The following is a 23,868-nucleotide window of genomic DNA, read 5'->3' as shown; positions in this document are numbered from 1 at the left end:
CACAGCGGTCACGTTATCGGCGGCCAGTGACAGCGCCGGGGCGTTCCGGGACGCCGTCGGCGGAGATGCCCGGACGGGTGACTTCTGCCCTCGCGGCAAAGCCGACGTCTTCTCCCCTGGGCGCAGGGCCGTCACCTTGACGTTGCCCCGGCCCGAACCGCAGCCGCGAGCGCCACTCTCGCACCACCGACGAAGCATGTCAGTGGATTGCCCTACTCGTCAGCCAGGACTAGCAGGTCACCGCCGTCTTCCGGTTCCGTGACGGTGTGTCACAGCTGGACCAGCAGCCCCGAGACCGCAGCCTGCACGATCGCCTGCATGCTGTCGCCCGACGCGCCGGGCCGGTCCTTCGCCAGCGAGGTGAACCCATTCGAGGCCGTCCACCTCACCAGCACCCCGGCTGGCACCGTCGTCACCGCAAGCCCGGGTCCGCGGTCCGCCCCGTCTTCGCCAGCCAGATGGAACCCCGCCTGGGACAAGGCATGCCGAACTTGGGAGAGCAGGTCGGACGGTGCAGATGACACACATCCCCGGCCGCCCCGCATCTCAGCGATCAAGCATCACAGGATGGACACAGGAATTCAGGGGATAGCAGCCCGAGCATTTGCCGCATACGGTATGGAAAGCTGCGCGAGGCGACAACGGAGGAGCATGTGGACCGCGTTGCAAACCACTCATCGGACCCACGGCTGAGCATCCAGCCGGTAGGCCCTCCTGCCGGCAACATCCTTACGCTCGCCCTCGCCGGTGAACTCGACGTACACAGCGTTACCTCCCTCTGCGACGTCGCCGTCGCCTCCGTCGAGTCCGGCATTCGCCGCCTCCGCCTCGACATGGCCGGGGTCACCACGTGTGACAACGGCAGCCTCTACATGCTCCTCGGCCTCCAGCAGGCGCTGCACGCTGCTGACGGAGCCCTCGGCATCGCCGCCACCGGCGCTCCCGTCGAAAGCGCCCTGCCGGGCCAACCTCTCCGACCCCCGCCTGACCGGCTGGAGCGTCGCCGAGATCGCGCTCTGCGCCGGATTCTTCAATGCTGCTGCCTTCAACCGGGCCTTCAAAGCACGCTATGGAACGCCCCCGGGTGCTTTCCGCCGACGTCAGGGCGACCATAGGCGCTGTTTCTCGGATCATGAGCGGAGCCAGATGATGAGTGCTGCGAGGGTGACGGTGCCGAGGTAGGTGTAGGCCCGTTTCTCGTAGCCTGTGGCGACGGTGCGGAAGCCTTTAAGAGGTCCTAACAAAGGCGTTGGCGTGGCGGTGGGTGATGAGGCATGCGGCGAGACCGAGGAAGGCTTCGTGGATGTCATCGCGTCGTTCCCAGCGGATGCGCAGGCGGCGGAAGCCGTGGAGCCAGGAGATGGTTCGCTCGACGACCCAGCGGAAGGTGCCCAGGCCCGTGCCGTGCTGTCGGCCGCGTTCGGCGATGACGGGGCGGATGCCCCGCTGCCAGAGCAGTCGTCGGTACTTGTCGTGGTCGTAGCCGCCGTCTGCGAACAGCATGTCAGGCCGGCGTCTGGGGCGGCCGACGACCCCGGCCACCGCTGGCACCTTGTCCAGCAGCGGCAGCAGCTGGGTGACGTGGTTGCGGTTGCCGCCGGTCAGCGACACGGCGAGCGGAATGCCCTGCCCGTCGGTGAGGATGTGGTGCTTGCTGCCCGGCCCGTGTGCGGTCGACCGGGCTGGGACCGCTTTTGGGCCCCGCCGGGCCGCCCGCACTTAGGAGGAGTCGATCACCGCTCGCGACCGGTCCAGCTTCTTCGCCGACCGCAGCCTCTTCAGCAGCACCAGGTGCAGCTCATCCCACACCCCTGCTTCGTTCCAAGCGGCCAGACGGCGCCAGCAGGTCATGCCCGAACCGAAGCCCAGCTCCTGGGGCAGGTACTCCCACTGGATCCCGGTGTGCAGCACGAACTAGATCCCGCACCGGGCCTGCCGGTCCGGAACCCGCGGCCGACCTGAGACCAGCTTCGGCCCTGGCTCCGGTAACAACGGCTCGACCAGCGACCACAGTTCATCCGACACGACCCACGGCCGCGACTGACGCTTTCCCGCGACCAGACCAACGAGCAGCCCCGCCGAGAGTCACATGATCAACAACTTCTGTTAGGGCCAGTAAGGGGGGATCTTTTCGTGACCGGTGGCGCCTGACTAGTGCCGTTGCTGTGGTGGTGGCCGCACTGGCCGTGATCGTGTTACTGGGCGTCGTGCTCCTGGTTCTTCCGGGGCTGATAGTCGACCACGATCTCGCAGGCGGCAACCTTGCTGCAGCGGACCGGTTGAACGCGGTGAACAACGTGCGCACCACGCTGCTGCAGACGGTCGGCGGTGAAGAGGGGAACATCAGTGACAAGCTGGACGTTGGGATCGGGGGCATCTACGCACTGTGGCGGCTTGCGGATCATTCCGGCCGCGACCGTGAGGCGGTCGTCTCCATCATGGCAGCGTATCTGCGGACACACCTTCCCTGGCCGCCGCAGGAACCCGCAGTTCTCCTGGGCGCAGTTGAGCGGCCAGTAGGAGCCGAAAGCTGCGGACTGTCAACACAATCAGCGCCAGAACCCCGTACGCCGACGCCCGCACCTCTTCAAGGCGTCAGCCTCACCCAACTCGCGACGGTGACCGGCCGACTCCCGCCATCCCTCGACGCGGCCCGAACTACCTCCCTAGTGGCTTTGTAGGTGAGTTACGCGAACGTCTGTTGCTCAGCGGTGCGAACTCCTGGTTCCACGGGAGAGTGATGTCGCTGAGTTTGGAGAACGCCCAGGTGCTTGCCTCGGGAGCATGGTTGTGCTCCGCACGACGAGGGGGCCCGAGTGCTGCCGAAGTCCAAGGTCGATCTGTACGCCGGCGATCCGCCGTGATGCCAGGACCGGCATGTCGACGCGCGCGCTCATGCGGAAGGCACTCCACTGCACCGAGCACTCCACGCTCAACGCGGCGCCGGTCGCGGCGAGCCCGGCGATCAGGCATCGCCCTGCCCGCACGGCCATCGCCCGCGTGCTGATGGTGATGGGCCCGCGCAGTGGCTCCCGGCGGAAGCCGGCGCGGACCGCTGGCCACAGCTGCGCCATCGGGCTCCACGGGTCACTGACGAAGCCGATGCCGACCAGCATCAGCACGTCGAGCGGGAACGTCCAGCCGTCCGCGCCAGCCCTGGTGGCCGCCAGATGGAGCGCCGCTGCGGACATCGGTCCTCACCGGGTTCTGGTGCGGGCCGCGCGAACGTGCGTGAAGCAGCGCCTCCGGCGCCTCCTGCGCACCCGTCGCAGCAAATGAGCCATTTAACTGACGAGTTGACCACCTTTCAGGACTGATGGTCGATCGCTGCCGACAAGCCGCTAGGATTACGGCATGGTTACGGCTTGGTCGCCTTGGTATATCGTCAGGGCCCGCTCCGACGCGGGTGCGCTGCTGCGCGTGCTGACCTTGGCCGTGCTCCTGTTCGGTGTCCTCGTGACGCACGGCGTGCACGGGGAGAGTGCTGAGTATCCCCTCTCCACCAGTGCAACGGGCCCCACCGCACTGTCCGTCAACGGTGTTCGCCATGCAGCCGTCGAGTCTGCGCCGGTGTTCGCCGCGGCAGCCGACGTTCATCGTGGCGGTCATGGGCCCTCGCATCCTGGCGAGCACTGCCTGTCCGGGCTGCCTCCACAGGGTTCCTTCCATGTCTGGCCCTGCTTTGCGGCGTCGGTCAGCGAATCGACCAGTTCCGACGACTCGATCGTGCGAGTCTCGTACACCGGTGGGCCCTTGGACGGTGCCTCCCCCGTGACTCCGAGAGCGCCTTCCGTGGTGCAGCAGGTCTAGGAGCCCGGATTCCTCCGACCGGCCGCCGGTTGTCACCGGCTCGGCTGGTGCCGCGCGAGGGCGTCGTATCCCGGCTTCATGACGGGTCGTCGCGTCCTGCCCCCACCCATGTCTGCGCCTCACTCCGTCCTCGTCGGAGACGTGGCAGCAGTGCGGAGGACCTGTGCCGACACATTCCCCCATGCCCGCGCACACCCCTTGGGCCCCATGCGGATCGCCCTTGTGGCGCCGACTCGTCTCGGTGATCCGCGGCACCCTCGTGATGGCGCTCATCCTGTGCGCCGTCACTCACGGCATGCCCGAGGAACCGCACGGGTCGGTGTCCGTGCCCATGCCCCCCGGATTTTCGGCGATGGCCGGCGGCGCACACCCTCATGGGCCGCACATCCCCCACGAGGCTGACGACTGTGCGGCCAACGTGATCGTCCGTACCGCGGCCCAGTCGACCGAGCATCTTTCCCTCGGCGCTATGGCCGTCGTCGTACTCGTCGCCGTGTCCTTGACAGTGGGGAGACCCCTCGTACGGCCTGGACCCCGCAGACGTCGCAGCGCACGCACCGGCCGCGTAACGCTCGCCCGTACATCGCGGTGGCGGATCTAGACCACTCGCCAGCAGCCGAACGACCTCGTCGGCTGCCGCGCACCCATGGGTGAACGCGACTTACGGTTCGCCCTGTCGCCGGGGCGCGAGATGAACCCGCACGTGCATTCATCTGCATTCATCGAGCGAGAGTGACAACACAGACATGCAGTCATTGACCAAGGCCGCAGTCACCTCAGGCCAGTCCGCACTGTCCGGCCTGGTGGGCAACACCCCACTGCTGCGGGTGTCGGAGCCGCTGGCCCCGGCCGGGCGCGGCTTCTGGGCGAAGCTTGAGGGGTTCAACCCCGGCGGCATCAAGGACCGTCCGGGGCTGCACATGGTGGAGCGGGCCCGGGCCCGCGGCGACCTGCGGCCCGGCGGACGGATCATCGAGTCCACCAGCGGGACCCTGGGCCTGGGCCTCGCGCTGGCCGGCATGGTGTACGGCCACCCGGTCACCCTGGTCACGGATCCGGGGCTAGAGCTGTCCATGACCCGGCTGCTGACCGCGTACGGTGCCCAGGTCAACGTCGTCTCCGAGCCGCATCCCACGGGCGGCTGGCAGCAGGCCCGCCGCGAACGTGTGCAGCGGCTGACGGAGCAGCACCCCGGCTCCTGGTGCCCGGACCAGTACAGCAATCCGGACAACGTCGCCGCCTACACCCCGCTGGCTCTCGAACTCGCCTCGGAGATGGGTCACATCGACGTGCTGGTGTGCAGCGTCGGCACCGGCGGCCACTCCGCGGGCGTCTCCCGAGTATTGCGTCAGCTCCACCCGGAGGTGACCGTCGTCGGCGTGGACGCGACCGGTTCGACGATCTTCGGCCAGCCCGTGCGGCCTCGCCTGATGCGCGGACTTGGTTCCAGCATCTACCCCCGCAACGTCGCCTACGAGCAGTTCTCGGAGGTGCACTGGGTCGCCCCGCGCGAGGCTGTGTGGACGTGCCGCCAGCTGGCTGCCTCCCACTACGCCACCGGCGGGTGGAGTGTCGGCGCGGTCGCGCTGGTGGCCGGTTGGCTGGCCCGGACGATGGCGCCGGACGCGCGGATCGTGGCGATCTTCCCCGATGGTCCGCAGCGTTACCTGGGGACGGTCTACGACGACGACTACTGCGCCGCCCATGGCCTGCTGGACGCCGCACCGGCGCCCGAACCGGATCTGGTCGGCCGCCTGGACGAGAAGGAGGTCACCCGCTGGACCCGGTGCACCACCGTCGTCGATCCCCTCACCCTGCAAGGTGAGGGCCAGGATGTCGTCGAGGAAGCCGCGGGCGTCGAGTCCGACTCCTCGGAGGAGGCCCGGTGAAGGGGTTGTTCACCCAGGTCCGGTCGTTCGAACGCAGCGTCCAGCTGTTGATGGTGAACCAGTTCACCATCAACCTCGGCTTCTACATGCTGATGCCCTACCTGGCCGCCCACCTCTCCGGCACCCTCGGGATGGCCGGCTGGATCGTGGGACTCGTCCTCGGCGTACGGAACTTCAGCCAGCAGGGCATGTTCCTGGTCGGCGGGACGCTCGCCGACCGGCTCGGCTACAAGCCGATGATCGTCGCCGGATGTGTGCTGCGTACCCTCGGCTTCGCGGCGCTCGGGCTGGTGGACTCGCTGCCCGCGCTGCTCGCCGCGTCCGCGGCCACCGGGCTGGCCGGGGCGCTGTTCAACCCGGCCGTACGGGCGTACCTCGCGGCCGACGCGGGGGAGCGCAGGCTTGAGGCCTTCGCTCTGTTCAACGTGTTCTACCAGGCCGGGATCCTGCTGGGCCCGCTGGTGGGCATGGTGCTGACGGGAGTCGACTTCCGCATCACCTGCCTGGTGGCGGGCGGGATCTTCGCACTGCTGAGCGTCGTTCAGATCCGCGCGCTGCCCGCCCGGCGGGCCGAGGACGCCAGGCGGCAGGAGAGCGACGGCGGTCGGGGCGTGCTCGCCCAGTGGCGCGGCATCCTCGCCAACCGGCCGTTCCTGCTCTTCTCGCTCGCCATGATCGGTTCGTACGTCCTGTCCTTCCAGGTCTACCTGGCGCTGCCCCTGGAGGTGCACAGGCTCGGCGGCGACGAGGAGTTCGGCACGGCGGCGGTGGCGATGCTCTTTGCCGTCTCCGGGCTGAGCACCATCCTCGGCCAGACCCGGGTGACGGTGTGGTGCAAGGCGCGGTACGAGCCCGGGCAGGCGCTCGTGCGCGGGCTGGCGGCCATGGGTCTGGCCTTCGTGCCCCTGCTGCTCGCCACCGCCGTGCCTGTTCCGGAGTCCCGGATCGGGCTGTGGCTGCTTGCGGCGGCTCCGCCAACGCTCGCCGCGCTGCTGCTGGCCGTCGGCACGATGATCGCCTATCCGTTCGAGATGGACACCATCGTCCGCCTCTCCGGTGACCGTCTCGTCGCCACTCACTACGGGCTGTACAACACGATCTGCGGGATCGGGATCACCGTCGGGAACCTGGGCACGGGCGCCGCGCTCGATGCCGCCCGCGCGGCCGGTCTGCCCGCGCTGCCGTGGATCTCGCTGTGCGCGCTCGGCCTGGCGTGCGCGGCCGCCCTGTACGGCCTGCATCGCACGGGCCGACTGGCGGCACCGCTCGCCTCCGAGCCGCTGTCCGCGACCGTCTGACCGGCCCTCCGGCCCAGGGGCGGGGCACCGCACGTGCCCCGCCCTGTGCGTCTACCAGCAAGGGCGGGGTGCCCCGAATCCTCCGGACGCGGCCTGAACGGCGAGTCCGGATACGCGGGCGACGTAGCGAGCCAGTAGCCCTCGGGACGCTGCCAGGCCTCCATCGGCTGCACGGAGTAGGGCAGCCGCTCGTACAGAGCCGCAAGGTCGGCCCGCACCTGGTTGAGGTCCCGCTGAGCGGTCAGGAGATCGTCGGGAAAGTCGTACGTTGCCACGACCCAACACTAGTTCGACCCGACGGCCGCGCCGCCCGTACGGCTGGTGGCCCCGCGCCCCTTGCCAGACGGCTCAGGGCTGGTCCGGCGGCGTCTCCTGCGAGTACCAGCCGTGTGCGGCCATGCACTCCTTCGTCCACTCCATCAACCAGTGAGCGCCTACGCCTTCCTTGACGCGGCGCGCGTCATGACCGCCGTCGTTCGCGAACCACTGGACGAGAAGGCCGGCCGCCGGGCGGTCGACGTCGCCCGTGTCGCAGACCGGGCACAGCTCCCGATGGATTGGCCGACCGCGTTCGTCGTCCTGCGGCGCCACACCGCTCATGATGAGGTCGCCCCGGCAGCGTCAACACTGCGGCAGTCGGTCGGAGAGCCTGAGCAGCTCCGTGGCCAGCCCCCTTGCTCTGGACGTGGTCCTCCACCCAAGAACCGCTGACCTGCGCCGTCAACCCCTTCGACGGGCGAGGGAGACTGTCCGGTCGCCGTCCTCTGTCCACAGGCCGGTACAGGTCCGCTGACCTGACTGGTGACGACGTGCAACGTGCGGCCCGGGTCCGCGCCAAGATCATGGACGGCTTCGCCCACGCAGAGCGTGCCCTGTTCACCCGGCCCGCGCCGAAATCCGCGAGGCCAGATGAAATTCCTTCGCACGCGGGAGGAAGGGCTCCACCAAAACCCTGGCGGAGCGCCTGGGCGTCTCCCGCGAGACGGTGGAGCGGTACCTGTCCGGAGCATCTAGGAAGCCGCAGAAGCGCCTCCAGGCCGATCTGGTGAAGGAGACCGAAGCGGAGTGGCAACCGCAGGTGAGAGCGCAGGCACGGCAGCGTGCGGCCAGGTCGCGGCGACGGCTTCTGGCTGGTCAAGCTTGCCAGCGGCCTGTGCCTCGACGTCGACGGCGTACGCACGGGCGGCGACAACGCCCGGCTCACGCTGTATTACTGCAGCGACAACGACGACCACCACTGGACGATCCCGTAAGCGGACATCTTCGGCCTTCGAGGAGGGGGATGAGCATGGGGAGGCGCGTCACCTGCGAGGTGGAGCCATGGGCGCCACCGTGCTGATCCTGTTCGGCGGACCGGTTGCCATCGGAACGGCTGCGGGGTATCTCAGCGGTGGCCGGCTGAGCAGGCTGCCGGGCGTGCGGCTGCGATGGCTGTGGCTGCTGTGGCTCGCGGCCGCCGTGCAGGTCACGCAGCTGGCTACCGTCGGCCTTCCCAGCGCTGCCGGACGCCATCTCAGGGCACCACTGCTTGCGTTGGCCTTCGCGTTTGCCCTCCTCTGGCTGGGCGTCAACGCTCAAGGCAAACCAGGCTGTTTGAGACGGGCGTGGGACTGGCACTCACGGGCGCCGTTCTCAATGCACTGCCGATCGCCGTCAACGGCCGGATGCCCTACAGCCACTCCTCGGCGGCTGTCGCCGGGCTGCGTACCGGATCCCAGACCGCCAAAAACGTGCCAGCCGCTCGCAGGACCCGTCTGCTCGCCTGGGAGACACCATCCCCGTTCCACCTCTGCACGCTGTCGTCAGTATCGGCGACGTGCTCCTGGCAATCGCCGCGGCCCTGCTCGTCGCAACTGCCATGCACCACCCAGCCAACGCGGCTCGAGAAGGGAACCAGCCATGTCCCACACCCTCACCTGGCAGCGCCTGGCGCTGATCGCGTTCACCCTGGCCTCGGTCGCTGTCCTTCTCTACACCCTCGACGCCGCCGACGTGACTGGCGGCTGACCAGTCGGCTTGCTCCAAGCCCAGGCTCCCCCCCTCGGCCGAACATCGCACCCCGACACTGCCGCCCTTGGGAGTGTCTGAGCAGACCGAGCCCCACCCCGCGAAATAACCTCAGTCCTGCGCGCGCCCAGGAAGTAGTCGATCACCCGGTGTCTGGACACGATCGAACGGGTTCTGTTCGCTCTTGCGCGTGCGCAAGGCATCGACCCGGGCGTCCCCTGAGTGTGCCCGCTCGAACAGCTGCGGCAGGACCAGGTGTTTGCGGACCGCAGCCGTATACGTGCTGGTCAGGCTGAACCTGTCGGATGTGAGATATGAGCCTGCCGCCGCTCTGTGGCGGGCCTGGCGCGTTACAGCAGCCCGCACAGCGGCAAGATGCGCTCAGTGAGCTGGCCGTGCAGCCTTCCTCCAGCGGTGTCGGCTTCGGCGAGCCAGTCGGCAGTGACCAGCAGTCCGGCGTGCTCGGCGACTTGGTCGGGGGACAGGGCGCAGAATGCGGCGGCCTGATTTAGGTGGAGTCCGCCGTCTTCTGCGTGTCCGAGGCGGCCGTCGGGGCGGGTGTGGGCGGCGGTGTACAGGGCCAGGAGCCGGGTGGCGGCGCCCAGTTTCTTCTTGCGGATCTTCCGGTCACCCACCGCTTTCTGCGCCCAGGCGGAGATCCTGGAGCGGGTGGTCTTGCCGAAGGCGAACGGGCGGGGCTGCTCGGGCAGCAGCGTGGGGATGGTGAACGCGGTGGGCTCCTCGGGACAGGAGGCCATCACCTCGGCGATGGTGCCGGGCAGACGCAGCCAGTCGGCCGCGACCAGTTGCTGAAGTACCCGCTCGACATCATTTGCGAGCCAGCCGGTGAGGTCCTGGCCGGTGATGTTCCCGGTACCGGCGCGCGCGGCCCGCAGCGTCAGCATGAGCACCGCGAGGCGCACCTCGGCTTCCGGGTGGGGGGAGTGGGCGGCGACGTAGTTCAGCACGGTGCGGGTGTGCACGGCCTGTTGCCGGGTCAGCAGCCGTTCCACCGTCGGCTGGTCGCCGACCGCTGTGTCGCCGGCGGGCTGGCCGGTGCGGTTGGCGTGCATCTCGCGGGTGGTCTGTGCAGCCTTCTCGGCGCGCTGTGCCTCCTGGCGCAGGGAGCCGTCCCCACTGACGTCGGCCCACAGGCCGAAGGCGCGGGCCTTGCGCTCGTGGAGCTCGGCGAGGAGAGCGAGGTCGGGCTCGGTGCGCTGCTGGTAGGCGCGGAACGCATCCCCGAGCTCGATGAGCTCAAGGCGCAGGACGTCGGGCTCGAGGTCGTGCGGCACGATACGCTGCGCGATCTTCCCCCACCGCTTCGTCCGCCGGGACGTCTTGACCGGTGAGGCGGCGCGGGCATGAGGGAGCAACGCCGGTGTGGCCGTCGGGGAAGATGAAGCAGCGTCTGCGAGGAAGGGGCCGTGGTCGGAGAAGACCGCCGCCATGCCACCTCTGTCCGTGCCGCTTGCGGGTTCCCCCTCCGCAGCTGGCCTTTCCGCCGCCTGGGCCGTCCCGGCCGGGGCGGTGCGAGCCGGGGGCGGGGCGGTGTCCAGGACACGGCAGTCGGGAGTGGCGGCCGCGCACCGCGCGCACATTTCCGCGATCCGCCACAGCCTTCCGGCACGGTCCGCGTACACCGTCAGGACCAACGGACCGCCGCACCGCACCGGTACCGCCGCCGACCGCGCCCCGCCGCGCGGCCCGGCCACGGGGTCGGGGGTGTGCCACGCGCAGTCGGCGGCGCGGCAAGCGCACCACGCCTCGCCGCGCGGCCCGCCGCCCGCCCGGATACGGGCCAGGTGCAGGTTGACGTGTTCGACCGCGGCCTTGCGCCCCGCAGCGGCGCCGCCGGGAAAGCGCTGATCAGCGCAGGCGGGGCGGGAGCAGGAGAGCCGGACCGTGCCGGCGGAAGGGCGGCCGTAGGGGTCCAGGCGCACCGTCCACACCCGCCCCGCGACGCGCTCTTCCTGCTGCGTGCCAGCCTCCAGCGTCATTGTGTACTCCCAGCGTTGCTTGATCCGTTGCTTTCCGGGCGGTCCCCATCACCGGGAATGATGGCCGATCAGCCCGGGGAACCGGCATTTCAGTCCGGCGTGCCCGTGTCGGCCGCGCGTAATGGGGCGGTCGGCGGCATGGGCGTGAATGATCATCTGGCAGCAGAAGATCAGGACGGACCGCGAGGAGTGCCACGGAGGGCCCTGATGCTGGCTGAACCGTGCCCCAGCCGCCGTGCGCATCATGCCGGGGCGGTGCAGGCCAGCTGGGTTGAGAGCGTGTCGAGGAACTTCCCGAAGGTGACCTTGTCGCCGCTCTGACCGAGGGGAGTCCCACATCGGTGGTCATTGGATCCGCCCCTTCCTGCTATGTGGCAGCGAGCTGGAGGAGTTCTGGAACGCCCTGGGCATCCTGGTAGTGCTGGAAGCGGGGGAGGAGGTCGTCTACGGCCTGCACGCAGCGGCGTGCTCCGATGCGACGTGCCAGGAACAGGGATTCGGTGGCGGCGGCCGCGGCGGGCTCGGGTTCCTTCAGGTTGAGGTAGCCCCCGGCGCGGTAGGCGAGAAACACCCCGCGGGTCTTGTCCCGGGCCGGGGGCAGCCTTCGGCGATGAGCCGGTGGGCGCGGCCGGTGTCGCCGAGGTCCAGGAGGGCCTGGCCGGAGTCCACGGCGTGATCGGCTTCGGACACCCAGGCGCACCAGGCGGGCCGGTCAGCGTCGGCGTCGGCATCGTTGAGGTGTTTTTCTGCTGCGGCGAGGGCGGCCAGGGAGTCCAGCCGGTAATGCTGATGGATTGAACGCTAAGAAATGATCTTGACCGTGAATGGTTCCTGATCTGGTGCTCTTCACGGTACCCACCGCCACCAGCGTGGCCGAGGTGGGTAGCCCGCCGGTCATGATGTAGGAAAACCCGTAGGTTCCACTCAGCTTCAGCCTGTCCGCATACCCTCTGATCAGGTGGTTTGCGGTCCTTGCCAGCACTTCCGAAAGATGATCCTGACGGTTCTTCAGGATGCCTGAAGTGGCTGGCTGTCCGTTGCTGGCTGTGAGGAGCGGAGATCAGGGCGAACCCACGGGATATCCCACATCCAGCCGACCGCGCGGGCGTGGTGGGCGGCGTCCCTCTCATGTCACGGCGCCGCGTGTCCGGCCGGCGTGCGGTGCACCGTGCGGGCCCGACCCCTGCCGTCGGGCCGGGGTTTCCGGGGGGACCCCGTATGTGACGCGGATCACGCCGTAGGGAAAACCTGCCGGCTGTGCCCCGCGTCTTGCGGGTGTGAGATCAGTGAGGAAGGCACCGGGCGAGCCGGACGAGGAGCGTCTTGTCCGGCTGGTGGCCAGGGGCGACCGCGCGGCGTTCGAGGAGCTGTACCGGCGCACCGCGCCGTGGATGGCGGTCCGGCTGCGCCGTCGCTGCGCCGACGAGCAGATCGTCGCCGAGGTCATGCAGGAGACGTACCTGGCGGTGTGGCGTGCGGCGGGCGCGTTCGCGGGCTCCTCGGTGGGCGGGACGGCCGTCGGATGGCTGTGGACGATCGCGGCACGCCGCCTCGTCGACGCCTTCCGGCGCAGGGCCCACCATGCCGAGCCGCCGCCGGCCGCTGCTCTCCCCGACGCGGCGCCCGCCACCGAGGAGGAGGCGCTCGCGGCGACCATCGACGGGGACGTCGGCGACGCGCTGCGGCGCCTGGCGCCGGAGCTCAGACAGGTACTGCAGGCCATGGTGCTCGACGGGCTGTCCGTCCGGGAGACCGCGGTCCTGCTCGGGCTGCCCGAGGGCACGGTCAAGACCCGTGCCCGCCGGGCCAGGATCGCGATGCGGGAGGCGCTGGCATGAGCGTGGAACACGCGTCGATGCGGATCATCGACGGCTACACGCGCGGCGACACGGACATCGCCGCCGACGAGGTGTGGGCCCTGGAAGCCCATCTGGAGGGGTGCGGGGCGTGCCGCGACCGGCTGTCGGCGGCCGTCACGGCCGAGGCGCCCGCTGTCGCGTCGCTCGTCGACACCGTCTGGTCCGGCCTGGAACCCCAGCTGGCCGCGGCCGCCCCGACGCCGCCACGGCGGCGCTGGTCGGCGCCGCTGTCGGCGTGGATGACGCCGGTGATGGTGCCGTGGCTGGCCATGGCCACGGGCGTGACGCTGATCGCGCTGCTGCTGGACGTGGTCGGCTCCGATCCGGGCTCGGGCTGGGGCTCCGGTGACGTGTCGCTGGTGCTGCTGCTCGCCCCGGTGCTGCCCGTGTGCGGCGTCGCGGCGTCCTGGTCACGCGGCCTGGACCCGGCCTACGAGTTGACGGCCTCCACGCCGAGGGCGGGCCTGTACTTGGTGCTGCGGCGCACCGCGTCCGTGCTCGCCGTCGTCGTCCCCGCGCTGCTGCTGGGGGGATGGGTGACGGGGGTGACGGCCGTGCAGTGGCTGCTGCCCTGTCTGGCCTTCACCTCGACGACCCTGGCGCTCGGCGGTGCCGTCGGCGTGACCCGCGCCGCCGTCGCGCTGGTGGCGGTGTGGGCCGCCGTGGTCGTGGCGCCGACCCTGGCCGCCGGCCGTACGAGCTTCGCCCTGCGGACGGGCGTGTCGCCCGTGTGGGTGCTGATCATCGGGCTCGGCATCGGTGTCGTGATCGCCCGCAGGGGCGCGTACTCCGTGCTGGGAGCCCATCGTTGACAGTCGGAAAGGACCACCACATGATGTCCGCGGTGAGCGCGGCCGACATCGCACCCACGCCGTACGCCTGGGAGATCCGGGCCACCGGGCTGAAGGTCAGGGTCGGCAGGTACCGGATGGCCGTCGACGGGCTCGACCTGTCGCTGGGCACCGGCGTGCACGGCCTCCTCGGCCCCAACGGGGCGGGCAAGACCACCCTCATCCGGGCGCTGGCCACCGTGCTGCGCCCCGCCGGGGGCACCCTGGAACTGCTCGGCGAGTCCGCGGGCGGCCCGGGCGAGCACCGCGCGCTGCGCCGCCGGATCGGTTACCTGCCGCAGGAGTTCGGCTACTACAAGCGGTTCACGGTGCGCGAGTTCGTCGAGTACATGGCGTGGCTGAAGGAGGTGCCCAAGGCGGACATCCCCGCGGCGGTGCAGCGCGCCGTGGAGCGGGTGGGCCTGGCGGACCGCGTCGACGAGCGGATGAAGGCCCTGTCGGGCGGCATGGTGCGGCGGGTGGGCATCGCCCAGGCCATCGTCAACGACCCGTCGATCCTGCTGCTGGACGAGCCGACGGTCGGCCTGGACCCGGCGCAGCGGCTGCGCTTCCGCGAGCTGCTGCAGGAGCTGGGCACGGACACCTGCGTGGTCGTCTCGACCCATCTGGTGGAGGACGTGGCCGCCGCCTGCACCGACGTGGTGCTTTTCGCCGAGGGCCGGCTGGTCTTCCAGGGCACCCCGGACGAGCTGGCCGCGGCGGGCGGCCCCGAGCACGTGGGCGACAGCCCGCTGGAGCGCGGCTACTCGGCGCTGCTGCTCCACCGCGAGGACGGCGAGCGGGGAAGGGGCACCTGGTGAACGTCCGTGTCCTGCGCATCGAGCTGAAGCGCTCCGTCGCCCCGTGGGCCGGTGCCGTGGTCCTGACGAGCGCACTGGCGTTCCTGTACCTGCTGGACGCTGCGTGGTGGAGGGGCACCACGGCGTGGACGGCCCAGTGGACGTCCCTGGCGCTGTGGACCCGCTCCCTGCTGTTCTACCTGTGGCCGCTGGCCGTGGGGCTCGGGGCGCTGCAGGGCCTGCGTGACCACCGCTCGAAGATGTACGAGCTGCTGACGAGCACGCCGCGGCCGGTCTGGCACCGCGCGGCCACGGGGGCGGGCACGACGGCGTTCACGCTGGCCTCGGCCTTTGCGCTCCTCGTCCTCGTGGGCGGGGTCCAGGTGCTCGCCAACAACGGGTACCCGCACCTCGGGTGGCTGCCGATCTCACTGGTGGGGGCACTCTCTCTCGTCGCGGGGGCCGTGCTGGGCATGGGGGCCGGGCGGGCCCTGCCGTCCGCGCTCACCCCGGCCGCTCTGGCCATGGGCGCCTTCGTGTTCACGGCCCTCATGCACATGTCGTTGGGCCGGACGGAGACGACCACGACGATGGGAATCACGAACTCGGAACCGAACCGGGTCTCCCTGCTGTCACCGGCGGTGCAGGAGGTGCGCGATGTGCTCATCACGCTCTCCGCCTCCGTGCACGTCGGGCAGACGATCTGGCTGCTCGGCATGGCCGCGACGGGCTTCGCTCTGCTGGTCGCCGCGACCTGGCGCGCTCGGCTGATCGCCCTGACGCCCGTCCTGGCGGGCGCGGCGCTCGCCCTGCTCGTCCTGCCCTCCGACCCGCGCCGGATGTATGTCCTCGATGAGGCCGCCGCGGAGTTGGTGTGCGACGGCCCGGTGTGCGTGACCAAGACGCACCAGGCACGACTCGCCGACCTCGCGGGTCCCGGTAAGGCGGCGCTGCGCCTGCTGCACGGCGCCCTAGGCGGCCAGGCGCCGGTCTCGGTCCGGGAGAACACCGCCGTACTGCCGGAAGGCTCTACGCCGCGGTGGTCCCGCGAGACCGTGCTCTTCGACTTCGACGACGAGATCATCGCCGCCGCGAAGGGCGAGGAGCTGACCTGGGCCCTGATCGCCAAAGGCATGGTGCCGGGGTGCTCCCCCGTCGGCTGGCACGGCACGGGGGGAGATGTATGGGCGCAGACCGTCGCGGTGGGCTGGGTCCTCGGGGACCTCAGGCCGCTTCCCGGCACAGAGCCGGGAAGTGCGCGCGGCGATGCCGAGACCGGCCCGGTGTGGAAGGAACTCAAGGCGCTTCCGCGGGCCGAGCAGCTCTCGCGGATCAAGGCGATGCGCGCCGCCGCGTTCTCCTGCAAGGGCGACGCGTTCGACGCGCTGAAGGGCGGTGCGTCCCGGTGAGGTGGCTGACGCTGTATGCGCGCTCGCGGCAGGTGCCCGCGTCGCTCGCCGCCATGGTGATCAGCGCCGTGGCGGTGTGGGCGCTCGCCCGGGACGGCGGGGAGGGGCCCGGTGATCCGCGGCCGGCCGTGCTCGTCCTCGCTGCGGCGGCGATGGCGGTCTCGATCGGGCTCAGCGGGCAGGACCTCGCGCTGGACCGGACCGCCGCGATCCGCTGGGTGCCCCGCAGGGCAGCGCACGTGCTGCTCGGCGGCACGGTCGTCGGCGCCGTGCTGCTGACCGTGCAGGCGATGGGCGAGGACCTGGCCACGACCGCGTTCGTCGTCCGGGACAGCGCGGGCCTGATGGGGCTGGTCGCCCTGGGCGCGACGCTCTCGGGCGGGCAGTTCGGGTGGACACTGCCGTTCGCCTGGCTGTCGTTCTCGTTCTTCGCCCCGCCTGCTACGGGTGTGCCGATGCAGGTGGCGACCTGGATGCTGCTGCCGCACGGCACGGCGGCGGGCACCTGGACGGCCCTAGTTCTCATGGTTGCCGGCACCGTGGCCTACGCCGTCGCGGGACCGAGGCGGTAGCCGGTCCGGGCTACCGGAGGCCCACCGTCCGGCCATCTCCCGGAAGACCTCAGGACTGAACCCAGCGCAAGCGGCGGATGTTCGCCGTTCTCGCTGGCTTCTGCTTCGGGCCGGGGCTGATCCAGCGTCATCGTTTTACTCGTCTGACGTCTGTATGCAAGGAGCGCGGTGCGCAGTCCGGCCCTTCAGCGGACCCACGCCTTCATGGGGTCACTGATCCAAGACTTTGTCATCAACGCGCTAAGCGGCGTACTGATCAGCATCTCGGGTCTGACGATACGGCGACTGCGCCAACGTCATGTCCGTCGGCGCAGCGAGCCAGCAGCAACGACAGACAGCACCGGCAACGAGTAGGCAGGCCGCACGCCACGGTGCGTGTCTAACCTTGTCATTTATCCGGTGCGGCGCGGATTTGTGCCACCTTGTGGTGGGCCGGTCGGCTGTACGCCTCACCAGTTGCGAGGACTCTGCCCACGTCATGACGGGTGGCCGAGCGCCGGTTCTTCGAACCTGGTGGTCGGCCGGCCCCGGGACGAGACGGTTTTGGTGCACGGGCCGGAGAGCCAGTCTTCGTACAGAGGTTCCTGAACCCCCTGCGAACACGGGCGGGTGAAGGGCGGTCCCGAGCTGGCGGTCCGCACCGAGGACCACCCTGTCGGAGGCGAGACGGCCCGGCAGGTCGAGAAGTACTTCGTGGCCGTCGTGGACCCGGAAACGGTCAACCCGGCCCAGGCCAGCCAGCCCGACGACATCCGCGCCTGGCAATGGTGGAGTCTGCACGAGATGCAGGAGACGGCCCAGACGATCTATCCGCTCGGCCTCGCAGTCCTCATCACCGACTATCTCCTCTGACGGCCAGGGAGCTGTGTTAGGTGTGTGGAGGGGAGAAAGCTCTTTGAGTGTGTGACGGAGGGTGATCACGTGCCCGCGTCAGTCCACGGAATGGCCGGTCTCGGTGCGGGAGGTGGCGGATGCGGGGCGCCATGAGTGGGTCAGAGCCGTGACGGTGAGCGCGGCGACTCCGGCCAGGCAGAGCCAGGCGAAGAGATCACCGGTCCGGTCGTAGATCGAGGTCACGCCGTGCGTGGGAACGTAGGCCACCACGGTTTGTCGGCCGGTTGTGAAGTAGTCGGTGGTGGCGAGGGCCTGGCCTTTGTTGTCGTAAGCGGTCGAGACGCCCTCCGCGTCCTGACGCACCAGCGAGTAGCCGCCCTCGATGGCTCGCAGGCTCGCCTTCTTGGTGTGCGCGCCGCCGTACGCCTTCCAGTCGTGGGAGGGAACGAGCATGATGTCGGCCCTGGTCCGCATCATGGCGGGGAAGTCGGCGTCGTAGCAGATGACATTGGCGATACGGCCGTACGGGGTGTCGGCGACGGGCACGTGGCCGTCACCGGGGGTGAACTTCTCCGAGCCGGGGATGGGATGCGCCTTCTGATAGGTCCACAGCACCTTTCCGTGGGGGTCGATGAGGATCGCCTCGTCCCTGCCGTAGGCGGGGGCGGTCGTGTTGTAGACACGGAGGCCGATCTCCAGATAGACCCCTGACCGACGGGCCTGCTCCTGCGCGTCCGTGATGGCGGCGGACTCGTGGGCCTCCTGGGTCTTGACGCCCTCCTCGGGCCAGACCACGATCTTCGCTCCGGCGGCGGCCTCGCGTCGGGTGGAGGCGAGCAGGTCGTTCTCGACGGCGGTCATCGCGGGCTGCACTGTCGAAGCGGGAGCGGCGGCGATACCTGCCGACCCGCCGGTGATCCGACCGAGCGTGTTCTTGAGGTGATCGGTCACGGTCCGGTCAGGGCTCACCCCGGCGATCCGCACGGTCGTACTCGCGGACGGACTGAAGGCGAGCCGGGCACTGCCCGTGAGCACGACGGTCAGCAGGACCGCCCCGTAGACCAAGCCGCCGCGCCACGAAGGCCGTTCCCAGATCCGGTTGACGGTGCTGGCGAAGTACGCGATCAGGAATCCGATCCCCCATGAGCCGGTGACCGAGATGATCTGCAGGAGTGGGAGGTTACCGTACTGGGTGACGGCCAGCGAACCGTAGGCCGTCCCGAATGGCGACAGCACGGTGATCAGGAACTCGCCGCCCGCGACAGCAGCGGGGAAGGCCAGGGCCGCCACCGCGGGACCCAGCCGGTTGACCAGCAGTCTGTCGGCCAGGAACGGCAGCGTCTGCAAGGCGGCGAGGGCAGCCGCGCCCGCCGCGGTCACCGGGTTGAGGCCGATCGCCGACTCCTGGATCCAGAAGACGGCGGCGGCGATGTGCGCCAGCCAGATCCACAACGCCCCGGTCCATGCGCGACTGAGGCGGGTGAAACGCAGCAGGAGCACGGGGAAGATCCAGGCCGCGGCAGCGATATCCCACCGGCCGCCCACCGCGAACAACATCGTTCCGGTGCCGAGCAGCAGGAGGAGCGGCCGCACGGCGGGCGCCGAACCTCTCTGATTCTTGGGAGCGTTGCTCGCGTTCGTCGCGCCGCGCTGAGGCCGTGCCGTTGGACTGGTCCGCCCGACAGGGGGGTTTGACACCGGGAAGTTCGTCATGGAAAAGACGCTAGGAGGGCGCATGCGCCGGCGCCTCGGTCCCGATGGCGATCTCACGAGCGGCCGCGCAACTATCGATGCACCCCTGACGGATGATCCGCCGAGCCATCGTCTTCCTCTAACCTGACGAACCGAAATGAGCACTCTCATGTATGCCGTGCCACGAGCCGTGCGGCGATGGGCAGCCGACCGGCCGCGTCTGACGGACGTGGCTCTGGGCGGTGGCATCACGCTGTTCGATGTGGCCACGGTGTTAGACCGCACACCGGAGCCGGACGGCTGGGGAGTGGCCCTGTGGGGCATGCAGACCGCTCCGCTGCTGTGGAGGCGGACGCGTCCATGCGCCGTCCTGGCGGCGATGACCGTCCTCTACGTGGTCTTCCAGATACTCAGCCCGATCCACGGCCGGATACCCGGCCCGTTCCTGCTCATGATCGGCGTGTATGGCGTGGCCCGCTACGCGACGGCCTTGGCGAGCCTGCCGGGGACGCTGCTGTGCCTCGCGTCGGCCACCGCCGCCGACGCCCTCACCGGGCACTGGCAGAGCCCGCGTCTCGGATCGCTGGAGCCGATCAGCGCCACGACGTTCGTCTTCTTCTTCACCCTTGCCTGGACCCTGGGGTACGGCAGGCGCAGGATCGGCGCCGACGCCGCACGCCTGCGTGACCTCAATCAGCGTCTCAGGGCCGAGCAGGAGCGCAACGCCCGGCAAGCGGTGGTCACCGAACGGGCCCGCATCGCGCGGGACCTGCATGACGTGGTCGCCCACCATGTGAGTGCGATCGCCGTTCTGGCGCGAGCCGCCGAGGAGGGCATGGCGAGCGGCGTTCCACCCTCCGTGGAAGCTGCAGAAGACGCGGAAGCCATGAAGAGCGTCGGTCTCATTGCGCGGACAGCTGACACAGCGCTCATTGAGATGCGCCGCCTCCTCGGATTGCTTTCGTTCCGGGAACAAGGGCTCGCGCCCGAACCGTCCTTGTCTTCGGAGCATCTTGAGCCCCTCATCGGCGCCGCGACGTCGGCGGGGTGCCGGGTGACATACGTGTCGGACCTCCGGGCGCGGACCGATCCGTCCACCGGCATGCTGATCTCGGCCTACCGGATCATCCAGGAGGCACTGACGAACGTGATCAAGCACGCTGGGCCTGTCAGCGTGCGGGTCACCGTACACGGTGACGAATCCCGCCTCACGATCGAGGTTGAGAACGACCCGGCACCACCGGGCCACCGGTCCGTTCCCGGCAGCGGCCTTGGGCTCATCGGCATGCGCGAACGTGTGGCGGCCTTCGACGGCGTGCTGCGGGCCGGCTCGCGCGAGGACGGCGGCTGGCGACTGTGCGCTGTCCTGTCCACGAAGGCGTCTCAACCGGCGGAGGAGAGCGTATGAACGTACGAGTGCTTCTTGCCGACGATCAGGAGATGGTCCGGACCGCGCTCCGGCTGGTCATCAACCGCCGTGAGGACTTGTCCGTCGTCGGCGAGTCAGCCGACGGGGAGCAGGCCGTCGCTCGCGCGATCGAACTCCAGCCGGACGTCGTGCTGATGGACGTCCGTATGCCCGGCATGACCGGGGTCGAAGCCACGCGGCGCATCGTCGCCAACTGGCCCGGACCGGGCGAGGCTCCGCGTGTCCTCGTGCTCACCACATTCGATCTGGACGAGTACGTGCACGCGGCGCTGCGGGCCGGAGCCGCCGGATTCCTGCTGAAGAACAGCCCTCCCGACCAGCTCGCCCAGGCCATTCGCGCGGTAGCAGGCGGGGAGGCCGTACTCGCCCCGAGCGTTACGCGCCGCCTCATCGACACCGTCACCGCCTTGCCTGCCGCTCTGCTGCCCAACGCCCCCGTTCACCTCGACCCCGCACCGCGCGAGGGCGGGCCTGAAGAGGCGCTGGACGGGCTGAACGCGCTGACCGAACGCGAACTTCAGGTTCTTGTCCTGGTCGCCCGAGGCATGTCCAACGCCCAGATCGCCACGGCCCTCGGCCTCAGCGAGGGGAACGTGAAGAGTCGCGTCAACCGCATCCTCACCCGTCTGGGACTGGAGAACCGTGTTCAGGCCGCACTGTTCGCCCACCAGGAGGGCCTTACCGGAAACATCCGGATGGCGATAACGCCCAGCTCTCAGCAAGCCGTAGCAGGCGGAACCGGTGACTAGTCGACTTCCTCTTGACCGCCAACTCCAGCAAGGACCACCTGGTGGGTGGGCGGGAAGGCAGGCAGGTGGAGCGGTACTTCCTCGCACGTGTCTCCGCAGCCGATGTCCACCCGGCTCGCGCCACGCAGCCCGACAACGTCCGCGAATTCCGCTGGTGGAGCGTTGCCGAACTGCGTGCCACGGCCGAGACGGTCTACCCGCTTGGCCTCGCCGATCTGGTCACCGAATTCCTCGAGCGACGGTGCACCGTGCGCCCCGTCGTCCTGACCGGATGAGCGCTTCCCACGCTGTGCGGGTGAGCAGACCGCGGTCATACTGGAAACTGCCAGGGCAGATCACTAGCTAGTTGTGTATGCCGCCGTGCTCTGCGACGTCGACGGCGTACTACGGCACTTGCCCGCTGACATGAGATCGAGCAGGTCCATGGACTGCCCGTCGGTGCGCTCGCGGCTCAGCTTACGACTGACCACGCTCTATTTGCGGAGCTGGCTGGCTCCTAGTCTGCTGGAATGCAGTGGACGACCCTGGTGGCCGCGCTCGTCGGCGCGGTCATCGCGATGGCTTCGACCATCCTCGTCGAAATGCGCAGGGACCTTGTGTAGTGCTGTGCGCGTACTGGTTGCGGCCCAGCGCGAGGCGGCGGCGCGGACCTGTGAGGGGGTGCCTGGTCTGCTGGTCCGTCGGGGCCGCAGTCCGCGTCCTTGTCAGGCTGAGGGCTTCGATTGGGGCTGGCCGCCTTGGGTGCGCAGTTGCTCGTTGATGCGCTGAGCTTCTTCGAGCTGGTCTTCGAGGATGACGATGCGGCAGGCGGCCTCTATGGCGGTGCCCTGGTCGACGAGTTCGCGGGCACGGGCGGCGATGCGCAGCTGGTAGCGAGAGTAGCGGCGGTGGCCGCCTTCGGAGCGCAAGGGAGTGATCAGGCGGTGTTCGCCGAGGGCGCGGAGGAAGGCGGGCGTGGTGCCGAGCATCTCGGCGGCCCGGCCCATGGTGTAGGCGGGGTAGTCGTCGTCGTCGAGGATGTCGGCGGGCCGGGTACTGCGAGGGGGCATAGACCTCTTCTTTCGGGGGATGCGTCGGGGGGCCCGGGTGCCGTACTGGCACCCGGGCCCCGAGCTTTCAACACCATCTACCGGCCGACTGCGCCGGCCTTCTTTGTCCGCAGGTTCCGCCTGGGAGGGCTGGACTGCAGGGATCGCGGATGCGTGACCGGGGACCACCTTCCAATCCGGGGCCTTGCGGTACCCGGGCGGACTGCTTCCTCGCCCGGGCGATCCTGATGGCGTTCTGCTCCTTACCTTCGGTTACTCGGTTGTACTGCTGGATAACGGGGGTATTGCTCGCGACCCCTTCGGGGCGCGCCCTGCTTGACCTGCATGCACGGCAGTTCCTGTCTGCCGTGCCCACTTCGACTTCCTGGGTACAGGAGAAACGGTAGCCCTGTGAATGGCCATTGTCTACCTCGGCCATGACAGATTTCCTCCGTTGCGCCTCGAAGAGTGCTTCACGGCAGGTTGTGGCTTCAGGCTCGGCTGTCTTGGTGGTTGGACCGTGCCAGCAGGCCGCGGATGGGCAGGTGGGCCGACTGAGCGTTGCGCAGCGGCCACCTGGCGCCATGGGCGGGCTCGGGGGGCGCGGGAGCTGGGCACTTCGTACATTGAAGGAGGGATCGACTGGCTGGAACACGTGTGACACCGCAGATCGACTACGTGGCGCTGTTCGCCGCCCTTCCGAGCCCGTGTCTGGCGCTCGGCACGGACCTGGTGATCGTCGATGCCAACCCGGCGTTCTGCGAGGTGACCGGACGCAGGCGGGCCGAGCTGCTCGGGCAGTACCTCTTCGACGCCTTCCCGGACCACCCCGCCGATCCGGAGGCCGACGGGGTGGCGACGCTGAAAGCCTCCCTGCACAGGGTGCTGTCCAGCGGCCAGACCGATCACATGGCGTTGCAGAAGTACGACATTCCGGTCGCCGGCAGCCCCGGGGTGTTCAAGGAGCGTTGGTGGTCCGCGATCAACGTGCCCGTGCTGGGGGCGGACGGGCAGGTCGCCTGGATCATCCACCGGTCCGAGGACATGACCGACGTCGTCCGCGCCCGCCGCGCGGCGTACCTGCCGTCGGTCAGCCCTGGCCGGGAAGCCGCCATGGAGGCCTTCGAGCCGTACGTGCCCCGGTCGACAGGATCCGGACCTGTCAGGTCCCCCTTCTCGGCGGTGCGGCGCATGCTCGCGACCTGGGTCTGAGCCGGCGGGGCGAGTACCACAAGGTGCCCAGGACGAGGACCGGCCCCGGTCGGTGGGGGTGGGCAGAGTGCGCAGTGCGGCCGCGATGCGCTCGCCGACCTGCGACTGGCGGAGGTAGTGCTGGACCTCGTTGAGCTACGCCACCGTGCGGGGCCGCACCCGGTCGAGGTCGGCGAGCGCGGCCTCGGCCCGGGTCGGATTGTAGGGGGTGCCATAGCCGCCACCCCTCGGCCGCGAGCGGCTGGACCGCCTCCCAGCACGCCCGCGTCTTGCCGGTCGAGGACGATCCGACCAGCACCAGCATCCGACTGTGGCCCCCGCTGCCTCACCGACCACCTCGGCCAGAACCTGTTCATGGGCGCGCCGCACACAGCCGGGCAGCGCCCGCTTGCGCCCGCTTGCGCCCGAGCGCCCAAGCCGGCCGAGACGGTGGGGGTTCCGGCGGGATGG

22 protein-coding genes and 5 pseudogenes are annotated in these 23,868 nt (G+C 69.6%); 17 read left to right on the top strand and 10 right to left on the bottom strand.

What is annotated here, in order from left to right; genetic code table 11:
• Window positions 1-269 precede the first annotated feature (269 nt).
• Window positions 270-416, bottom strand: coding sequence for a hypothetical protein (locus tag ABZ915_RS45715; RefSeq protein WP_361816412.1), 147 nt, complete (start codon window positions 414-416; stop codon window positions 270-272).
• A 237-nt stretch (window positions 417-653) separates the two neighbouring features.
• On the opposite strand from ABZ915_RS45715, the pseudogene ABZ915_RS45710 reads away from it, so the two are divergent.
• Window positions 654-890 (top strand): annotated as a pseudogene (locus ABZ915_RS45710) (STAS domain-containing protein); the annotation flags it as partial.
• Entirely contained in the window at window positions 853-1,182 is a 330-nt protein-coding gene (locus ABZ915_RS45705; protein WP_361816430.1) for a helix-turn-helix domain-containing protein, read from the top strand. The pseudogene ABZ915_RS45710 and the gene ABZ915_RS45705, both read left to right, overlap by 38 nt.
• Here ABZ915_RS45705 and ABZ915_RS45700 read toward each other — a convergent pair.
• Both ABZ915_RS45700 and ABZ915_RS45695 read right to left on the bottom strand, forming a co-directional pair.
• Window positions 1,137-1,232: pseudogene (locus ABZ915_RS45700) on the bottom strand (IS5/IS1182 family transposase); the annotation flags it as partial. The gene ABZ915_RS45705 and the pseudogene ABZ915_RS45700 sit on opposite strands and share 46 nt — an antisense overlap.
• Window positions 1,228-2,061, bottom strand: a pseudogene (locus ABZ915_RS45695) (IS5 family transposase). The pseudogenes ABZ915_RS45700 and ABZ915_RS45695, both read right to left, overlap by 5 nt.
• 107 nt (window positions 2,062-2,168) lie before the next feature.
• Here ABZ915_RS45695 and ABZ915_RS45690 point away from each other — a divergent pair.
• Window positions 2,169-2,681: a hypothetical protein gene (locus ABZ915_RS45690; protein WP_361816409.1), complete on the top strand. Its 513-nt coding sequence runs from the start codon at window positions 2,169-2,171 to the stop codon at window positions 2,679-2,681.
• Window positions 2,682-2,705: 24 nt separating this feature from the next.
• On the opposite strand, the gene ABZ915_RS45685 is transcribed toward ABZ915_RS45690, so the two are convergent.
• Entirely contained in the window at window positions 2,706-3,191 is a 486-nt protein-coding gene (locus ABZ915_RS45685) for a hypothetical protein (RefSeq protein WP_361816406.1), read from the bottom strand.
• A gap of 1,365 nt (window positions 3,192-4,556) precedes the next feature.
• Between ABZ915_RS45685 and ABZ915_RS45680 the strand changes: the two genes are divergently transcribed.
• Entirely contained in the window at window positions 4,557-5,699 is a 1,143-nt protein-coding gene (locus ABZ915_RS45680) for a PLP-dependent cysteine synthase family protein (RefSeq protein ID WP_361816403.1), read from the top strand.
• Window positions 5,696-6,997: an MFS transporter gene (locus ABZ915_RS45675; protein WP_361816400.1), complete on the top strand. Its 1,302-nt coding sequence runs from the start codon at window positions 5,696-5,698 to the stop codon at window positions 6,995-6,997. Before ABZ915_RS45680 ends, ABZ915_RS45675 begins: the two co-directional genes overlap by 4 nt.
• 348 nt (window positions 6,998-7,345) lie before the next feature.
• Here ABZ915_RS45675 and ABZ915_RS45670 read toward each other — a convergent pair.
• Window positions 7,346-7,606 (bottom strand): annotated as a pseudogene (locus tag ABZ915_RS45670) (DUF6300 family protein); the annotation flags it as partial.
• Between the two features lie 491 nt (window positions 7,607-8,097).
• Between ABZ915_RS45670 and ABZ915_RS45665 the strand changes: the two are divergent.
• Window positions 8,098-8,250 carry a hypothetical protein gene (locus tag ABZ915_RS45665; RefSeq protein WP_361816397.1) on the top strand — a complete coding sequence of 51 codons (153 nt, stop codon included), beginning with the start codon at window positions 8,098-8,100 and terminating at the stop codon, window positions 8,248-8,250.
• A gap of 1,104 nt (window positions 8,251-9,354) precedes the next feature.
• Here ABZ915_RS45665 and ABZ915_RS45660 read toward each other — a convergent pair.
• Together ABZ915_RS45660 and ABZ915_RS45655 are read right to left on the bottom strand one after the other, a co-directional pair.
• A complete protein-coding gene (locus ABZ915_RS45660; protein WP_361816395.1) occupies window positions 9,355-11,004 on the bottom strand; it encodes a hypothetical protein in 1,650 nt (549 codons plus the stop codon).
• A 367-nt stretch (window positions 11,005-11,371) separates the two neighbouring features.
• Window positions 11,372-11,575 (bottom strand): hypothetical protein, encoded by a 204-nt coding sequence (locus tag ABZ915_RS45655; protein WP_361816392.1) that lies wholly within the window; start codon window positions 11,573-11,575, stop codon window positions 11,372-11,374.
• 47 nt (window positions 11,576-11,622) lie between these two features.
• Here ABZ915_RS45655 and ABZ915_RS45650 point away from each other — a divergent pair, with 47 nt between their 5' ends.
• The 6 genes from ABZ915_RS45650 to ABZ915_RS45625 all read left to right on the top strand — a co-directional run bounded on the left by ABZ915_RS45650 (window position 11,623) and on the right by ABZ915_RS45625 (window position 16,474).
• On the top strand, window positions 11,623-11,802 hold the full coding sequence (locus tag ABZ915_RS45650; RefSeq protein ID WP_361816389.1) for a hypothetical protein: 180 nt from the start codon (window positions 11,623-11,625) through the stop codon (window positions 11,800-11,802).
• 479 nt (window positions 11,803-12,281) lie between these two features.
• Complete coding sequence (locus ABZ915_RS45645; protein WP_361816386.1) at window positions 12,282-12,842, top strand: RNA polymerase sigma factor; 561 nt, start codon at window positions 12,282-12,284, stop codon at window positions 12,840-12,842.
• On the top strand, window positions 12,839-13,675 hold the full coding sequence (locus ABZ915_RS45640; protein WP_361816383.1) for a zf-HC2 domain-containing protein: 837 nt from the start codon (window positions 12,839-12,841) through the stop codon (window positions 13,673-13,675). Before ABZ915_RS45645 ends, ABZ915_RS45640 begins: the two co-directional genes overlap by 4 nt.
• 20 nt (window positions 13,676-13,695) lie before the next feature.
• Window positions 13,696-14,514: an ABC transporter ATP-binding protein gene (locus ABZ915_RS45635; protein ID WP_361816427.1), complete on the top strand. Its 819-nt coding sequence runs from the start codon at window positions 13,696-13,698 to the stop codon at window positions 14,512-14,514.
• Complete coding sequence (locus ABZ915_RS45630; RefSeq protein WP_361816381.1) at window positions 14,511-15,902, top strand: hypothetical protein; 1,392 nt, start codon at window positions 14,511-14,513, stop codon at window positions 15,900-15,902. Before ABZ915_RS45635 ends, ABZ915_RS45630 begins: the two co-directional genes overlap by 4 nt.
• The gene (locus ABZ915_RS45625; protein ID WP_361816378.1) at window positions 15,899-16,474 is read left to right on the top strand and encodes a hypothetical protein; all 576 of its coding nucleotides are present in this window, start codon (window positions 15,899-15,901) and stop codon (window positions 16,472-16,474) included. Before ABZ915_RS45630 ends, ABZ915_RS45625 begins: the two co-directional genes overlap by 4 nt.
• A gap of 388 nt (window positions 16,475-16,862) precedes the next feature.
• On the opposite strand, the pseudogene ABZ915_RS45620 reads toward ABZ915_RS45625, so the two are convergent.
• A pseudogene (locus ABZ915_RS45620) lies at window positions 16,863-17,093 on the bottom strand (hypothetical protein); the annotation flags it as partial.
• On the opposite strand from ABZ915_RS45620, the gene ABZ915_RS45615 reads away from it, so the two are divergent.
• The gene (locus ABZ915_RS45615; RefSeq protein ID WP_361816375.1) at window positions 17,084-17,326 is read left to right on the top strand and encodes a hypothetical protein; all 243 of its coding nucleotides are present in this window, start codon (window positions 17,084-17,086) and stop codon (window positions 17,324-17,326) included. The pseudogene ABZ915_RS45620 and the gene ABZ915_RS45615 overlap by 10 nt on opposite strands.
• A 78-nt stretch (window positions 17,327-17,404) precedes the next feature.
• Here ABZ915_RS45615 and ABZ915_RS45610 read toward each other — a convergent pair whose 3' ends face one another.
• Window positions 17,405-18,901, bottom strand: coding sequence for a nitrilase-related carbon-nitrogen hydrolase (locus ABZ915_RS45610; RefSeq protein ID WP_361816372.1), 1,497 nt, complete (start codon window positions 18,899-18,901; stop codon window positions 17,405-17,407).
• Window positions 18,902-19,169: 268 nt separating this feature from the next.
• On the opposite strand from ABZ915_RS45610, the gene ABZ915_RS45605 reads away from it, so the two are divergent.
• From ABZ915_RS45605 to ABZ915_RS45595, 3 genes are read left to right on the top strand one after another with little or no spacing between them, the layout of a single operon-like run.
• A complete protein-coding gene (locus tag ABZ915_RS45605; RefSeq protein ID WP_361816369.1) occupies window positions 19,170-20,408 on the top strand; it encodes a histidine kinase in 1,239 nt (412 codons plus the stop codon).
• Window positions 20,405-21,178: a response regulator transcription factor gene (locus ABZ915_RS45600; RefSeq protein WP_361816365.1), complete on the top strand. Its 774-nt coding sequence runs from the start codon at window positions 20,405-20,407 to the stop codon at window positions 21,176-21,178. The genes ABZ915_RS45605 and ABZ915_RS45600 overlap by 4 nt, the downstream gene beginning before the upstream one ends.
• 11 nt (window positions 21,179-21,189) lie before the next feature.
• On the top strand, window positions 21,190-21,453 hold the full coding sequence (locus tag ABZ915_RS45595; RefSeq protein ID WP_361816363.1) for an NUDIX hydrolase: 264 nt from the start codon (window positions 21,190-21,192) through the stop codon (window positions 21,451-21,453).
• A gap of 429 nt (window positions 21,454-21,882) precedes the next feature.
• Here the strand turns inward: ABZ915_RS45595 and ABZ915_RS45590 are convergent, their stop codons facing one another.
• On the bottom strand, window positions 21,883-22,227 hold the full coding sequence (locus ABZ915_RS45590) for a MerR family transcriptional regulator (RefSeq protein WP_361816360.1): 345 nt from the start codon (window positions 22,225-22,227) through the stop codon (window positions 21,883-21,885).
• 636 nt (window positions 22,228-22,863) lie between these two features.
• On the opposite strand from ABZ915_RS45590, the gene ABZ915_RS45585 reads away from it, so the two are divergent.
• Window positions 22,864-23,418 carry a PAS domain-containing protein gene (locus ABZ915_RS45585; RefSeq protein ID WP_361816357.1) on the top strand — a complete coding sequence of 185 codons (555 nt, stop codon included), beginning with the start codon at window positions 22,864-22,866 and terminating at the stop codon, window positions 23,416-23,418.
• Window positions 23,419-23,868: the final 450 nt, after the last annotated feature.

It is taken from the genome of Streptomyces sp. NPDC046915 (genome assembly GCF_040644935.1).
Classification (GTDB): Bacteria; Actinomycetota; Actinomycetes; order Streptomycetales; family Streptomycetaceae; genus Streptomyces.
This window is presented reverse-complemented; position numbering and strand designations above follow the sequence as displayed.

Coding starts and splice junctions, on each gene's coding strand:
- ABZ915_RS45685 (WP_361816406.1), bottom strand. CDS start 3,191: ATGTCCGCAGCGGCGCTCCATCTGGCGGCCACCAGGGCTGGCGCGGAC.
- ABZ915_RS45680 (WP_361816403.1), top strand. CDS start 4,557: ATGCAGTCATTGACCAAGGCCGCAGTCACCTCAGGCCAGTCCGCACTG.
- ABZ915_RS45660 (WP_361816395.1), bottom strand. CDS start 11,004: ATGACGCTGGAGGCTGGCACGCAGCAGGAAGAGCGCGTCGCGGGGCGG.
- ABZ915_RS45640 (WP_361816383.1), top strand. CDS start 12,839: ATGAGCGTGGAACACGCGTCGATGCGGATCATCGACGGCTACACGCGC.
- ABZ915_RS45635 (WP_361816427.1), top strand. CDS start 13,696: ATGATGTCCGCGGTGAGCGCGGCCGACATCGCACCCACGCCGTACGCC.
- ABZ915_RS45605 (WP_361816369.1), top strand. CDS start 19,170: ATGTATGCCGTGCCACGAGCCGTGCGGCGATGGGCAGCCGACCGGCCG.
- ABZ915_RS45600 (WP_361816365.1), top strand. CDS start 20,405: ATGAACGTACGAGTGCTTCTTGCCGACGATCAGGAGATGGTCCGGACC.
- ABZ915_RS45590 (WP_361816360.1), bottom strand. CDS start 22,227: ATGCCCCCTCGCAGTACCCGGCCCGCCGACATCCTCGACGACGACGAC.